The sequence below is a fragment of the Ferribacterium limneticum genome, assembly GCF_020510585.1.
GTDB lineage: Bacteria > Pseudomonadota > Gammaproteobacteria > Burkholderiales > Rhodocyclaceae > Azonexus.
Genome location: NZ_CP075190.1, coordinates 2834736 through 2847819, shown reverse-complemented (window position 1 = coordinate 2847819; position 13084 = coordinate 2834736). Strand labels below are relative to the sequence as shown.

Below are 13084 nucleotides of genomic sequence, written 5' to 3'. Positions count from 1 at the left end.
AGTAAGTGATGAGGACCGCGATGCATGGCGTTCTCCTGATTCCGCCCGGAATCCGTGCCGAGCTTGAAACCCGGGCCGGTACCGGCTATCCGGATGAAACCTGCGGCCTGCTCCTGGGGCTGAACGGAGAGGAATTTTGCCAGGTCGTTTCCCAGCACCCGGCGCGAAACCTGAACCGGGAGCGTGCGGCTGACCGTTTCGAACTCGACCCACTCGATTATCTGGCCGCCGAGGAGGCCGCCGCGGCAGCCGGAATCAAGGTGATCGGGGTTTGGCACACGCACCCTGACCATCCGGCCCGTCCGAGCGAAACGGACCGGCAGATGGCGTGGCCAGGCTGGTCCTATTTGATCCTGTCAGTGACGGCTGGCGGCGTGGTCGACATCCGGTCGTGGCGCCTCGCCGATCACGATTTTTATGAAGAGGAGGTTCACCATGGCTGAACATCCCGAAGATACGGTCACCATCCGCATTCCTACGCCGCTGCGCAGCTATACCAATGGCGCCGATAAGGTTGCCGTAGAGGCGAACAGTGTCGGCGAGGCCTTGGTCGCCCTCGGTAACGCCTACCCCGGCATTCTCGAACGGGTCATGTCGCCGGACGGCGAATTGCGCCAGTTCGTCAATATTTATCTCGGTCCCGACAATATCCGGGTGCTGCACGGGCTGGTTACGCCGGTCAAGGCTGGCGCCGTAGTCGCCATCGTTCCCGCCGTGGCCGGCGGGGCCGGAGGCAAGGAGCGGCGGCTGGCCGAGTTGCGGGCCCGCATTCCGGAGCTGACGCCGGCCCAGGCCCTGGCTCGCCAGGCCGCGGGCGCCGTGCTGATCGATGTGCGCGAGCCGGAAGAAGTGGCCGAGGGCAGTCCGCCCGGCGCCTTGCACCTCAATCGGGGCTTTCTCGAACTGCGCGTCGAATCGGCCGTTCCCGATTTCAACCGCCCGGTGATGACCTTGTGCGGCGGCGGTGTACGCTCCCTGTTCGCGGCCGATGATTTGCTGCAACTGGGCTACCGGCAAGTGGCTTCGGTGGCCGGCGGCTATGCGCGCTGGAAGGCTGAAGGCCTGCCCGGCGAGGCACCGCAAATGCTGAACAGCGAGGACCGGGAACGCTACAGCCGGCATCTGTTGATGCCGGAGGTGGGGGAGGCGGGTCAGGCCCGATTGCTGAACAGCAAGGTGCTGCTGGTCGGCGCCGGCGGCCTCGGTTGTCCTGCCGCCCTTTACCTGGCGGCAGCCGGCGTCGGCACCCTTGGAATTATCGACGACGACCGGGTTGACCGTAGCAATCTGCAGCGCCAGGTGTTGCACACCCATGGCCGCATCGGGCAACTGAAGGTGGACTCGGCGCGGGCCAGCTTGCTGGCGCTGAATCCGGGGATCCGCGTTGAAACCTATGCGGAGCGTCTGTCGAGCGCCAACGTCGAGCATATTTTCGCCGGCTACGACCTGGTAGTCGATGGCTCCGACAATTTTCCGACCCGCTATCTGGTCAACGATGCCTGTGTGAAGCTCGATATTCCCAACATCCACGGCTCGGTCTACCGCTTCGAAGGCCAGGTCACGGTTTTCTGGCCGGGCTACGGGGAACGCCGTGGCCCTTGCTACCGCTGCCTTTATCCCGAGCCGCCACCGCCGGAACTGGCGCCTTCCTGCGCCGAGGCTGGCGTGCTTGGCGTCCTGCCCGGTGTGATCGGCTTGCTCGAAGCAGTCGAGGCGCTCAAGATTCTGCTCGGCCTGGGCAACCCGCTGGTTGGCCGTCTGCTCTGCTACGACGCATTGCCCGGCCGCTTTGACGAGTACGACCTGCAAGCCAACCCGCTCTGTGCTTACTGCGGCGACCATGGCGCCTTTCCCGGCTATGTCGACTACGCCGCCTTCTGCCAGAGGGCGGCATGAGTGCCGCTGCCCTGCTCGCCGCGGTCGGTCATACGCCGCTGGTCGAAATCGCGTTTGACGGCCAGATGGCGCCGGGCGTTCGCCTCTTTGCCAAGCTGGAGAGCGTGAACCCGGGTGGTTCGATCAAGGATCGGCCGGTCGCCCGCATGCTGCTAAAGGCCCGGGCGAATGGACGGTTGGCCGGTGAGCGGCGCTTGCTCGACTCCTCGTCGGGCAACGCCGGTATCTCCTACGCCATGTTCGGCGCCGCGCTTGGCATACCGGTCACTCTGGTCGTTCCCGGCAACGCCAGTCGGGAGCGGCTGGACCGGATGCGCGCCTACGGCGCCGAGTTGGTGCTGACCGATCCGCTTGAGGGCTACGACCATGCTCTGCGCACCGCCCACCGCCTGGCCGCCGAGCAGCCCGAACGCTACTGGCTGTGCGACCAGTACGCCAACGAAGACAACTGGCAGGCGCACTTCGAAGGGACCGGCGAGGAAATCGTCACCCAGCTGGCCGAACGCGGCCTCGGTGCGCCGGACGCGCTGATCGTTGGCGTTGGTACCGGCGGCACGCTGACCGGTGTCGGTCGCCGCTTGCGCCGGGAAAATCCGGGCTTGCTGATCGCTGCGGCCATTCCCGAAACCTTTCCCGGCATCGAAGGCCTGAAGCCCTTGGGCCAGCCCGGCGATATCGTGCCGCCCTTGCTCGACCAGAACTTGATCAACCGGCGCTACCCGGTCAGCCTCGACCAGGCGTTGGCGATGTGCCGGCGGCTGGCCGGCATCGGCCTCTACGTCGGTCCCTCCTCGGGGGCGTTTGTCGAAGTTGCCCTGCGCCTGGCCAACGATGGCGAGCGGCACCTGCTGGTCACCGTACTCAGCGACACCGGGGAGCGTTACGTGTCAACCGGGATGTGGCAGTGACCGGGCCTGGTCTGTTTCGAGCAGCCTGACCGGCTTAGCACTGGGCATCCCGCGATACGTCGATGGGCGCGGAACAAAACGAAAATTCCAAAATTTGAAGATTTTTCCAGTTGACCGTAGCAAGCTTGATGCGGCTGATGAACGTAGCGCAGGTAAGGCTTCGGCGCCATCCAGCCTTCCGGAAAGCGCCCGCGGGCGTCGTTGTCCTTGACTTCAAAGAGCGCCAAATAGAGATGGATATTACTCATGCACCCAGTCGTTGGTTCGGCGTTGTGCCGGATGTAGCAAAACCCGTAATGCGACCGAGATTGGTACGCCAGCGCCGCTCATCGCTTTCGCTCCGGCCCTCACATCCAACAGCAATGCCACTGCCAATCCGCGTTCAACCGCATTGGCGATTACGCTATTTGAACGAATGAAACCCATGACTCTCTCCTACACCAGCCCGACAATTTGATTTTGGTTTGCAGGGCAGGTACTAATCAGCTTTCTGTTTAGAGTGCCTCTCTGAACTGATGTTCCCATGAGCAAAACCGCCTGAAGCACATTTGGCCAATTTCGCCAAAGGGAACTACCGGTAAATATCGCCACGATGTGCATGGTTCGACAATCGGCAGTCTTTATCCCCATTCGGGTCGGACAAGCTTGTGGATAAGCTCGGGACAAATGCTGCAATGCATTGAGTGACAAGGCGTTTAGCGGTTGTGCCTAAAGATCGGGCGATTTGCCCTTGGCCAGCGTTTTGCGCCATCCGGGTCTAGCCTTGCAGGTGATATAACATATAAAATATATAAGACCCGCAAGTCACGATTGGTGGCAGCTGTTTTCGAACTATCAGGCCGTCACCGTTGTCGTAAAATATTCGTTTCCCAGAGCAACCCTTTACGAAAGGAAGTCGCCGTGCTTGAAGCCTATCGCGCCCACGTCGCAGAACGTGCAGCCCTCGGTATCCCCCCGCTGCCGCTGTCGAAGCAACAGACCACCGAACTGGTCGCCCTGCTGAAAAATCCGCCGAAGGGCGAAGAAGCCGCCCTGGTCGAGCTGATCACCTACCGCGTGCCGGCCGGTGTCGATGATGCCGCCAAAGTCAAGGCCGAGTTCCTGGCCAAGGTCGCCAAGGGCGAAGAAGCCTGCGCCCTGATCTCCAAGGAAAAAGCCACCGAACTGCTCGGCACCATGCTCGGCGGTTACAACGTCAAGCCGCTCATCGACCTGCTCGGTGATGCCACCTGCGGCAGCGTTGCTGCCGAAGGCCTGAAGAAGACCCTGCTGGTTTTCGACTTCTTCCACGATGTCGCCGAACTGGCCAAGTCGGCCAATGCCACCGCTGCCACCAACGCCAAGGCGGTCATGCAGTCCTGGGCTGACGCCGAGTGGTTCACCTCGCGTCCGGAAGTCCCGGCTTCGCAGAAGCTGACCGTTTTCAAGGTCACCGGCGAAACCAATACCGACGACCTGTCGCCGGCCCCGGATGCCTGGTCGCGTCCCGACATCCCGTTGCACGCCCTGGCCATGCTCAAGAACCCGCGTCCGGGCATCGAAGCCGACGAGCCGGGTACCCGTGGCCCGTTGAAGCAACTCGAAGCGCTGGCTGCCAAGGGCAACCTGATCGCCTACGTTGGTGACGTGGTCGGTACCGGTTCTTCCCGCAAGTCCGCCACCAACTCCGTGCTGTGGTTCACCGGCGAAGACATTCCTTTCGTCCCGAACAAGCGTTTCGGTGGTTTCTGCCTCGGTTCCAAGATCGCCCCGATCTTCTTCAATACGATGGAAGATGCCGGTGCCCTGCCGATCGAAATCGATTGCAGCGCGATGGACATGGGCGACGAGATCGAACTGAAGGTCGATCAGGCCACCGGCAAGGTCACCGCCGCCAAGAACGGTGCCGTGATCGCCGAATCGCAACTGAAGACTCTGGTGATCATGGACGAAGTCCGTGCCGGCGGCCGGATTCCGCTGATCATCGGCCGTGGCCTGACCACCAAGGCCCGCGAATTCCTCGGTCTGCCGCAAAGCACTCTGTTCCGTCTGCCGCAAAACCCGGCCGACGACGGCAAGGGCTACTCGCTGGCCCAGAAGATGGTCGGCAAGGCCTGCGGTGTGACCGGCATCCTGCCGGGCACCTACTGCGAGCCGAAGATGACCACCGTTGGTTCGCAAGACACCACCGGCCCGATGACCCGCGACGAACTGAAGGACCTGGCCTGCCTCGGCTTCTCCGCCGACTTGGTCATGCAGTCGTTCTGCCACACCGCCGCCTATCCGAAGCTGGTCGACGTCAAGATGCACCGCGAACTGCCGTCCTTCATCTCGACCCGTGGCGGCGTTGCGCTGCGTCCGGGCGACGGCGTCATCCACTCCTGGCTGAACCGCCTGCTGCTGCCGGATACCGTCGGTACCGGCGGTGACTCGCACACCCGTTTCCCGATCGGCATCTCCTTCCCGGCCGGTTCCGGTCTGGTCGCCTTTGCCGCCGCCACCGGCGTCATGCCGCTGGACATGCCGGAATCCGTGCTGGTCCGCTTCTCCGGCAAGATGCAGCCTGGCATCACCCTGCGCGACCTGGTCAACGCCATTCCGCTCTACGCCATCAAGGCTGGCCTGCTGACCGTCGAGAAGAAGGGCAAGAAGAACGTCTTCTCTGGCCGCATCCTCGAAATCGAAGGTCTGCCGGATCTCAAGGTCGAACAGGCCTTCGAACTGTCCGACGCCGCCGCCGAGCGTTCTGCTGCTGCTTGCGCCATCGCCCTGAACAAGGAACCGATCGTCGAGTACATGCGTTCGAACATCACCTTGATGAAGTGGATGATCGCCGAAGGCTATGCCGATGCTCGCACCCTGAAGCGTCGCATCAACGCCATGGAAGACTGGATCGCCAACGGTACGCTGCTCAAGGCTGATGCCAACGCCCAGTACGCTGCGGTCATCGAAATCGATCTGGCCGAAGTCACCGAGCCGATCCTGGCCTGCCCGAACGACCCGGACGACGTCAAGATCCTCTCCGAAGTCGCCGGCGCCAAGATCGACGAAGTCTTCATTGGCTCCTGCATGACCAACATCGGCCACTTCCGTGCTGCCGCCAAGGTTCTCGAAGGCAAGTCCGACATCCCGACCCGTCTGTGGGTCGCTCCGCCGACCAAGATGGATGCGCTGATCCTGACCGAAGAAGGCTACTACGGCGTCCTCGGCAAGTCTGGCGCGCGCATGGAAATGCCGGGCTGCTCGCTGTGCATGGGCAACCAGGCCCAGATCCGCAAGGGCTCGACTGCGATCTCCACCTCGACGCGCAACTTCCCGAACCGCCTCGGCATCGATACCCAGGTTTATCTGGGCTCCGCCGAACTGGCCGCCATGTGCGCCCTGGCTGGCCGCATCGTAACGGTGCCGGAATACATGGAGCAGATCAAGCTGGTGAACGCCAAGTCTGCTGAAGTGTATCGCTACATGAACTTCGACCAGATTCCGGAGTTTGTGGAACAGGCGGCTACCGTCGAGATGTAATTTCGAATTTCGACCTTTTTTCCGGTCGACCGTAAAAAAATCCTCTGTCGGGCAACCGGCCGGGGATTTTTTCTTTTCCGGACCTGTCAAAGCACGCAGAGTGCGGTTACGTCGCAGACCTATGGCTTGCACTAGATGTTGAACCGGGGGCGGTGGATGTACTATCTTGAATGAATAGTATCGAAGCATTTTTCGATTAACCCTTTGCCAAGGTGGTGTATGGCTTACGAGCTTGTCTGGGAACCTGACGGTGTGATCAAGGAGTTTTCGGGGGAGGTTTCGGCCCGGGAATTCATTGAGGCTGTCGAAAATGTGCAGGGCGACTTTCGCTTTGATGATGCCCGCTATGTCATCAACGATTTCCTGGCGGTGACGAAACATGAACTTTCCGAGGAGGTGCTGACCGAGGTTGCCGTGCTTCAGTACGGTGCCTTTGCCTCTAATCCGAATTGCCGGATTGTCTTCGTGACGACCGAAGAAGCCTTGGCGACGCGCATCAGGAATACGCCGGCCGTGGCTGGCCTTGTTTCCTATCAGACGGAAGTCTGCCCGACAGTTTCGGCTGCACGGGACTGGCTGGATAGCCAACCCCAGTTGCATCTGATGAGCAACGTGATGGGTTTCCGCATCAATTAGCCTGCTGGCGGCAGGGTTTCAGGCAGTCGGAATTCTGGCCAGAAAGCGGTCGAGCTGATTGGCGAAGGCCTGCCGGTCGGCCTGGCTGAAGGCGCTCGGGCCGCCGGTTTCGACGCCGGCACCGCGCAATTCTTCCATGAAGTTGCGCATGGTCAGGCGTTCCTGGATGGTCGCCGTGGTGTACATCTCGCCACGCGGGTTGAGCGCGTGGGCACCACGTCCGATGACCAGCGAGGCGAGCGGAATGTCGGCGGTGACGACGAGGTCACCGGCCGTCAGTTGGTCGACGATGTGCGCATCGGCCACGTCGAAGCCGCTCGGTACCTGGATGGCGCGGATGAACTTCGATGGCGGTGTGCGCAGCATCTGGTTGGCGACCAGGATGGTCTGGATCTGCCGACGCTCGGCGGCGCGGAAGATGATTTCCTTGATGACGCCGGGGCAGGCGTCGGCATCGACCCAGATTTGCATGCGGCGTCCTATTTCGACAGCGGAGCGAATTCGGCGGGCACCCAGGCGTAGCCGCCGGCCGTTTCCTTGCGGACATGGCCGATGCCGGGGAAGGGCAGGTGCATGCCGGCAACCATGAGTTTTTCCTTGGCTGCCTGGAAGAAAATGCGCTTGCGGGTGATGACCGCCTGTTTCGGATCAACGTCGAATTCGATGGCGACTTCCGGGCGGGCAAACTGCACTGCATGGTTATGCACCAGATCGCCGAGAATGAGCAGGCGCTGATCGCCGCTCTGGAACAGGTAGCTGGCGTGACCTGGGGTGTGGCCGTGGGTATCGACGCTGCTCACGCCGGCCAGCAGTTCGCGGTCGCTGTCGAAGGTTTTCCACTTGCCGGCGGCGAGGTAGGGGGCGGCGGCATCGCGTGCCATTTTGAAGAAGCCTTGCGCTTCGGTCGGGGCCTTGGCGGCAATTTCCTCGCTCAGCCAGAAATCGTTGTCGGCCTTGGCCGACCACACCTCAGCCTTGGTGAAGACGGCCTTGCCTTCGGCGCTAACCAGACCATTGACGTGGTCGCCGTGCAGATGGGTGACGAGCACGGTGTCGACCTGCTCGGGCGTGTAGCCAGCCGCCTTGAGGTTGTCGACGATATTGCCGAGGCCCGGCCCGAACAGCTTGGCAGCGCCGGCATCGACCAACACCAGCTTGTTGCCGGTGTTGACCAGATAGGCGTTTACGGCGGTCTGCACCTTGGGGCCTTTCAGGAACTGGCGGGCGAGCAGGCGCTGGATGTCGCGCTTGGCGATGCTCTTGAGCAGTTTTTCGTCGAGATCAATGGCACCGTCGTAGAGGGCGGTGACTTCGAAACTGCCGAGCATCAGGCGGTAATAGCCGGGAACCTGGGTTTTTTGTTGCGGCGCTTCGGCGGTGGCAAAGCTCGAGGCGACTAGAAGCAGGCCGGCAAAGAAGAAGTGGCGAAGAAGGGATGAAGCGGAGCTGGGCATCGATTTCTCCTGACGGAAATGAACGGGATGTGACTGCGGACTGGCTGGTTGTCGCCAGTTTGGCCGGAGGGCGAATATTGCCATGGCTTGGCTGGTTGACAAATGCATGGCTGCTGCCGTTTCATGAGGGGCGGGTTGATATCCCGTTTTCCTTGCCCGCACCTGGCTGCTCAATTCCCGCCCCTGAGGAGAATCCGATGATTCGAGAACGCTTCTGTCGCAGCCTCCGTCCTTTGGGCATGATGGTCTTGCTCCTTGCTCAGGTCGGGTTGGTGGCGGCGCAGATTCCCGACAAACTGCCGCCGGCGCCGGATTATCTCGGCGAAATCCGCCGTTCGCCGGACGGACAATTGAAGACGGTTGCCGCTGACCCGAAGCTGGCGGCCATCGCCGCCAAGCCGGCAACGATGGTCGTCGGGCCGGGCGAGAAAATCACCACGATCACCGAGGCGGCGCGGTTGGCGCAGGATGGCGAGGTCATCGAGATTCGCCCGGGCGATTACCACGGTCAACCGGTAATTTGGGCCAAAAATGAAATCATCATCCGCGGCGCTGGCGGCCGGCCGGTCATGCTGGCCGACGGCAAGAGCGCCGAGGGCAAGGCGATCTGGGTCGTGCGCGGCGGCAAGGTGCGCATCGAGAACATCGAATTCCGTGGTGCCCGGGTGGCCAGCCTCAACGGTGCTGGCATCCGTTTCGAAAAGGGCGATCTGACGATCCAGTCCTGCGCCTTTTTCGACAATGAAATGGGGATATTGACGGCAAACTCGCCCGAGCAAAGTCTGGAAGTCGTCGATAGCGAATTCGGCAATGCGCCGCGCCATCCGGGTGACCTGCACCATCTGCTCTATGTTGGCGGGATTGGCAAGTTCGTCCTGCGCGGCAGCCGTTTTTCCAACGGCTATCTGGGGCATCTGGTCAAATCGCGGGCTCGTGAAAACCATATTTTGTACAACATGCTGGTCGACGGCGCCGGTGGCCGGGCCTCCTACGAACTGGAGTTTCCGAATGGTGGCCTCGCCTACGTGATCGGCAACGCCATCGGCCAGAGCGCCGGGACGGACAACCCGAGCATCGTTTCTTACGGTGCCGAAGGCCGGCACTGGCCGGATAACGCCTTGTACATGGCGCACAACACGCTGATCAACGACAGCCATGCCGGACGTTTCCTGAATGTGAATGCCGATAAGTTCGGGGTGGATGTCGAGGTCTGGTTGCTCAACAACCTGATGGTTGGCGCCGGCGATCTGTACAAGCCGGCACAGGGGCGGTTCGATGGCAATCGTCTGGTTGCTCGCGGTGATCTCATTGAATTCGGCGGCGTTCCACTACGCCTGACCAATATGTCGCCGTTGCGCGGTGCGGTCAGGCCGCCGGGGCAGGCGCGCGGTATCGAATTGATGCCCAGCGCCGAGTTTCGTTTTCCGGTTGGCAGCCGCCCGATGCGCCCGAACAGCATGCTGGCACCGGGGGCTTTTCAGTAAGTATTAGACGGGCCGGGTGCCCATCGCCTCGCCCATCTGGATGGCGCCGGTCGGCGCCCAATCCGGATTGAAGGCCAGCGTGTCCTTCGGGAAAAGCATGACCACCGTCGAGCCGAGCAGGAAGCGGCCCATTTCGTCGCCTTTTTTCAGCACGATGTTCTGCTCGTCGTAGCGCCATTCGCGCACGACGCCTGGGCGTGGCGGATTGATCATGCCGTGCCAGACGGTGGCCATGCTGCCGACGATGGTGGCGCCGACCAGCGTCAGCACGAAGGGGCCAAACTCGGATTCAAATACGCAGACGACCCGCTCGTTGCGGGCGAACAGGCCGGGCACACCGCGCGCCGTGGTCGGGTTGACCGAGAACAGTTCGCCGGGCACGTAGATCATCCGCGTCAGTTTGCCGGCGCAGGGCATGTGGATGCGGTGGTAGTCGCGCGGGCTCAGGTAGAGGGTGGCGAAGCTGCCGTTTTCGAATTGCTCTGCCAGTTTGCGGTCGCCACCGACCAATGCGGTGGTCGAATAGCTGTGGCCCTTGGCCTGGAAAATCTGGTCGCGCTCGATGGGGCCGAACTGGCTGATGGCGCCATCGACCGGGCTGATGAAATCGGCATCGGCCTGCGGCCGGGCACCTTCCTTGAGCGGGCGCGTGAAGAATTCGTTGAAGCTCTTGTAGCTGGCGATGTCCGGATTGGCTGCCTCGGCCATGTTGACGTTGTAACGGCCGACGAACCAGCGGATGACGCTGGTTGTCAGGCCGCCGGCTTCTTTTGAGGCCAGCTTGCCGGCGAGGGCGGTCAACGCCTGTTTCGGGATCAGGTATTGGGGTAGTACGGCAAGGCGGTCGGACATGGAGAAGCCAGGGAAACGGAAGCCCGCAATTATACGGGCTAGCCGCTTGGCAATCCTATTGTCAGCCAGGCTGAGGGAGTCGACTTCAGTCCTTCGAGTAGAGGCCGACCCGGTTGCCTTCGCTGTCGATGAACAGGGCGATGTGGCCGATGTTATTGCCAAGATCGGTCTTGGCCATGACGACCTGGCCGCCGGCGGCCGGAATACGCGCCAGCACGCCATTGAGGTCGGCGCCGCCATCGAGATAGATCAGCGTGCCGTTGTCGCGCGGCTGCAGTTGCGGCATGGCAACCAGGGCGCCGCTCGGGTAGGGCTCGGCGTAGGGGAAGATGGCCATGTTGCCGCCGCCGCAGTGTTCCCGGCGCAGTTCGATGGCCAGGATGGTCTGGTAAAAGGCGACGGCCCGGTCGAGGTCGGTGGTGGGGATTTCGAACCAGCGCAGCGGATTGTCCATGATTTTTTCTCCGTTAATGTTCAGCGGCGGGATGCCGTTGATGCGCTGAATTCTGCTCAGGGGCTCCTGACAGCATGGTGTCAGGAGGCTTGTCATGGCCTGCGAAACGGCGTGCTATGCTGAAATTCCCGATTTCCCCGTCATGACATGCGCCCGGCCGACCGACTGTTCCAGATCATCCTGCTCCTTCGCAATGGGCGCGTTGTTACCGCCGCTACCCTGGCCGAAACGCTTGAGGTTTCGGAGCGCACCATCTATCGCGATATCGCCGATCTGGTGAAATCCGGTGCGCCGATCGACGGCGAGGCCGGCGTCGGTTATCGCCTGCGCCGCGGTTACCAGGTGCCGCCGCTGATGTTTACCGGCGACGAACTCGAAGCGCTGGTGGTTGGCGCCAAGCTGGTTCGGGCCTGGGGCGATTCTGCCCTGGGCAAGGCGGCGGAGCAGGCGATGGCGCGCATCGAGGCCGTCCTGCCACGGGCACTGGAGGAACGGGTGGGGGCGTCGAGCCGGCGTTTTCTGGCGCTCGATTGCCTGCAGCCGGCGCCCTTGCGTGAGCCGATGGCCTTGCTGCGGGCCGGCATGGAAAGTGGCCGCAAGGTGACGGTGAGCTACCGGCGGGCCGACGGTGAAGTTTCGCAACGCACGCTATGGCCGCTCGGCCTGGTTTTCTGGGGGCATTGCTGGACGCTAGGCGCCTGGTGCGAGTTGCGCCAGGGCTTTCGAACTTTCCGGGTTGATCGTATCCGATCGGTCGAGCTGATCGACGCAACTTTTGATGACCGTTACGGCCATCTCTGGCGCGACTACCTGGCTACGGCGCGCGGCGAGGGCGAGACCTAATCCTGGTCTTGGTCCGGGCTTTCGCTGACCGGGAAGGCCGGTTGGGCGTCGGGCGCCGTGGTGCCGAAGGACGGGGCGGATGACCAGTGTTCCTTGCGCCATTTCTCGCGTTCGCCGTTGCCGAAGAAGGTCCAGGCGATCAGCCGGCTTTGCTTCTGGCCCTGAGCCATCGGGATGATACGCGAGTCGACGACCTTGGCTTTTTTAAGCGCGGCTTCGATGTGCGGCAGGTTGTCGCCTTGCGAGAGCAGGCTGGTGAACCACATGACGCGCTTCGGGATGTTGCAGCTTTGTTCGATCATCAATTTGACGAAGGCGCGCTCGCCGCCGTTGCACCACAGTTCGCTACCGCCGCCGCCGAAATTGAGGCGCGGTTCGGCCGCACCGCGTTTGGCGCCCGGCTTGTTGAGGTTGTTCCACTTGCGCTGGCTGACCGCGTGAACGTCATCCGGCGAGTTGTGAAATGGCGGGTTGCAGATCGACAGGTCGAAGACTTCGCCGGAGCGCAGCAGGCCGGTGTAGATGTTCTCCCAGACGGTCTGGTGGCGCAGTTCGATCTCGCCATCCAGCTCGGGGTTCTTGGCGAGAATGGCCTGGGCGTTGGCCAGCGCCGCCTCGTCGATATCGACGCCGAGGAAGGACCAGCCGTATTCGGCGTGGCCGATCAGTGGATAGACGAGGTTGGCGCCGGTGCCGATGTCGAGCACACGCACACCGGGGCCGCTCGGGATGTTCTTTTTGTTGCAGGTGGCGAGCAGGTCGGCAACGGCATGGATGTAGTCGGCGCGACCGGGAATCGGCGGACACAGGTAGCCGGCCGGAATGTCCCAGCCCTTGACGCCGTAGTGATGCATGAGGATCGCCCGGTTGAGCATCTTGACGGCAGCCGGGTTGGCGAAGTCGATGCTTGCCGTGCCGGCCTGCGTCGTCTTGATGTGCTTGGCGAGCGCGGCCGAGGTGGCGGCCAGGGCGGCGAAATCGTAGCCAGCGGCGTTCTTGTTGCGGGGGTGCATGGTGGTCCTTCCTACAGCGGGGACGGGATTGTCCCACGAATGT

At 62.3% G+C, this 13084-nt stretch carries 13 protein-coding genes; 7 read left to right on the top strand and 6 right to left on the bottom strand.

The genetic code is table 11. The annotated features are described in order from the left end of the window. The first annotated feature begins 20 nt into the window (after positions 1 to 20). From KI613_RS13705 to KI613_RS13695, 3 genes are read left to right on the top strand one after another with little or no spacing between them, the layout of a single operon-like run. Positions 21 to 443, top strand: coding sequence for a Mov34/MPN/PAD-1 family protein (locus tag KI613_RS13705; RefSeq protein WP_226400399.1), 423 nt, complete (start codon positions 21 to 23; stop codon positions 441 to 443). Beyond that, complete coding sequence (gene moeB / locus KI613_RS13700; protein WP_226400398.1) at positions 436 to 1896, top strand: molybdopterin-synthase adenylyltransferase MoeB; 1461 nt, start codon at positions 436 to 438, stop codon at positions 1894 to 1896. Before KI613_RS13705 ends, moeB begins: the two co-directional genes overlap by 8 nt. Beyond that, a complete protein-coding gene (locus KI613_RS13695; protein ID WP_226400397.1) occupies positions 1893 to 2804 on the top strand; it encodes a PLP-dependent cysteine synthase family protein in 912 nt (303 codons plus the stop codon). The genes moeB and KI613_RS13695 overlap by 4 nt, the downstream gene beginning before the upstream one ends. 240 nt (positions 2805 to 3044) lie before the next feature. On the opposite strand, the gene KI613_RS13690 is transcribed toward KI613_RS13695, so the two are convergent. Further along, entirely contained in the window at positions 3045 to 3230 is a 186-nt protein-coding gene (locus KI613_RS13690; protein ID WP_226400396.1) for a hypothetical protein, read from the bottom strand. Positions 3231 to 3704: 474 nt separating this feature from the next. Between KI613_RS13690 and acnB the strand changes: the two genes are divergently transcribed. Then, positions 3705 to 6305, top strand: coding sequence for a bifunctional aconitate hydratase 2/2-methylisocitrate dehydratase (gene acnB / locus KI613_RS13685; RefSeq protein ID WP_226400395.1), 2601 nt, complete (start codon positions 3705 to 3707; stop codon positions 6303 to 6305). A gap of 219 nt (positions 6306 to 6524) precedes the next feature. Then, positions 6525 to 6941 carry a hypothetical protein gene (locus tag KI613_RS13680; RefSeq protein ID WP_226400394.1) on the top strand — a complete coding sequence of 139 codons (417 nt, stop codon included), beginning with the start codon at positions 6525 to 6527 and terminating at the stop codon, positions 6939 to 6941. An 18-nt stretch (positions 6942 to 6959) separates the two neighbouring features. Here the strand turns inward: KI613_RS13680 and KI613_RS13675 are convergent, their stop codons facing one another. Both KI613_RS13675 and KI613_RS13670 read right to left on the bottom strand, forming a co-directional pair. Next, the gene (locus tag KI613_RS13675; protein WP_226400393.1) at positions 6960 to 7412 is read right to left on the bottom strand and encodes a YaiI/YqxD family protein; all 453 of its coding nucleotides are present in this window, start codon (positions 7410 to 7412) and stop codon (positions 6960 to 6962) included. An 8-nt stretch (positions 7413 to 7420) separates the two neighbouring features. After that, positions 7421 to 8395 (bottom strand): MBL fold metallo-hydrolase, encoded by a 975-nt coding sequence (locus tag KI613_RS13670; protein WP_226400392.1) that lies wholly within the window; start codon positions 8393 to 8395, stop codon positions 7421 to 7423. Between the two features lie 197 nt (positions 8396 to 8592). Between KI613_RS13670 and KI613_RS13665 the strand changes: the two genes are divergently transcribed. Next, a complete protein-coding gene (locus tag KI613_RS13665) occupies positions 8593 to 9879 on the top strand; it encodes a right-handed parallel beta-helix repeat-containing protein (protein ID WP_226400391.1) in 1287 nt (428 codons plus the stop codon). A 3-nt stretch (positions 9880 to 9882) separates the two neighbouring features. Here the strand turns inward: KI613_RS13665 and asd are convergent, their stop codons facing one another. Together asd and KI613_RS13655 are read right to left on the bottom strand one after the other, a co-directional pair. After that, positions 9883 to 10731: an archaetidylserine decarboxylase gene (gene asd, locus KI613_RS13660; protein WP_226400390.1), complete on the bottom strand. Its 849-nt coding sequence runs from the start codon at positions 10729 to 10731 to the stop codon at positions 9883 to 9885. An 85-nt stretch (positions 10732 to 10816) separates the two neighbouring features. Then, positions 10817 to 11185: a VOC family protein gene (locus KI613_RS13655; protein WP_226400389.1), complete on the bottom strand. Its 369-nt coding sequence runs from the start codon at positions 11183 to 11185 to the stop codon at positions 10817 to 10819. Between the two features lie 147 nt (positions 11186 to 11332). Here KI613_RS13655 and KI613_RS13650 point away from each other — a divergent pair, with 147 nt between their 5' ends. Beyond that, positions 11333 to 12028, top strand: a complete 696-nt coding sequence (locus KI613_RS13650) for a helix-turn-helix transcriptional regulator (RefSeq protein ID WP_226400388.1) — start codon at positions 11333 to 11335, stop codon at positions 12026 to 12028. On the opposite strand, the gene rlmF is transcribed toward KI613_RS13650, so the two are convergent. Continuing rightward, positions 12025 to 13041, bottom strand: a complete 1017-nt coding sequence (gene rlmF, locus KI613_RS13645) for a 23S rRNA (adenine(1618)-N(6))-methyltransferase RlmF (RefSeq protein WP_226400387.1) — start codon at positions 13039 to 13041, stop codon at positions 12025 to 12027. The two genes, KI613_RS13650 and rlmF, sit on opposite strands and share 4 nt — an antisense overlap. Positions 13042 to 13084 lie beyond the last annotated feature (43 nt).

What these genes read in the sequence shown, in the direction of transcription:
- KI613_RS13705 (WP_226400399.1), top strand. Translation starts at nt 21, where the DNA reads ATGCATGGCGTTCTCCTGATTCCGCCCGGAATCCGTGCCGAGCTTGAA.
- moeB (WP_226400398.1), top strand. Translation starts at nt 436, where the DNA reads ATGGCTGAACATCCCGAAGATACGGTCACCATCCGCATTCCTACGCCG.
- KI613_RS13695 (WP_226400397.1), top strand. Translation starts at nt 1,893, where the DNA reads ATGAGTGCCGCTGCCCTGCTCGCCGCGGTCGGTCATACGCCGCTGGTC.
- KI613_RS13690 (WP_226400396.1), bottom strand. Translation starts at nt 3,230, where the DNA reads ATGGGTTTCATTCGTTCAAATAGCGTAATCGCCAATGCGGTTGAACGC.
- KI613_RS13680 (WP_226400394.1), top strand. Translation starts at nt 6,525, where the DNA reads ATGGCTTACGAGCTTGTCTGGGAACCTGACGGTGTGATCAAGGAGTTT.
- KI613_RS13675 (WP_226400393.1), bottom strand. Translation starts at nt 7,412, where the DNA reads ATGCAAATCTGGGTCGATGCCGACGCCTGCCCCGGCGTCATCAAGGAA.
- KI613_RS13670 (WP_226400392.1), bottom strand. Translation starts at nt 8,395, where the DNA reads ATGCCCAGCTCCGCTTCATCCCTTCTTCGCCACTTCTTCTTTGCCGGC.
- KI613_RS13665 (WP_226400391.1), top strand. Translation starts at nt 8,593, where the DNA reads ATGATTCGAGAACGCTTCTGTCGCAGCCTCCGTCCTTTGGGCATGATG.
- asd (WP_226400390.1), bottom strand. Translation starts at nt 10,731, where the DNA reads ATGTCCGACCGCCTTGCCGTACTACCCCAATACCTGATCCCGAAACAG.
- KI613_RS13655 (WP_226400389.1), bottom strand. Translation starts at nt 11,185, where the DNA reads ATGGACAATCCGCTGCGCTGGTTCGAAATCCCCACCACCGACCTCGAC.
- KI613_RS13650 (WP_226400388.1), top strand. Translation starts at nt 11,333, where the DNA reads ATGCGCCCGGCCGACCGACTGTTCCAGATCATCCTGCTCCTTCGCAAT.
- rlmF (WP_226400387.1), bottom strand. Translation starts at nt 13,041, where the DNA reads ATGCACCCCCGCAACAAGAACGCCGCTGGCTACGATTTCGCCGCCCTG.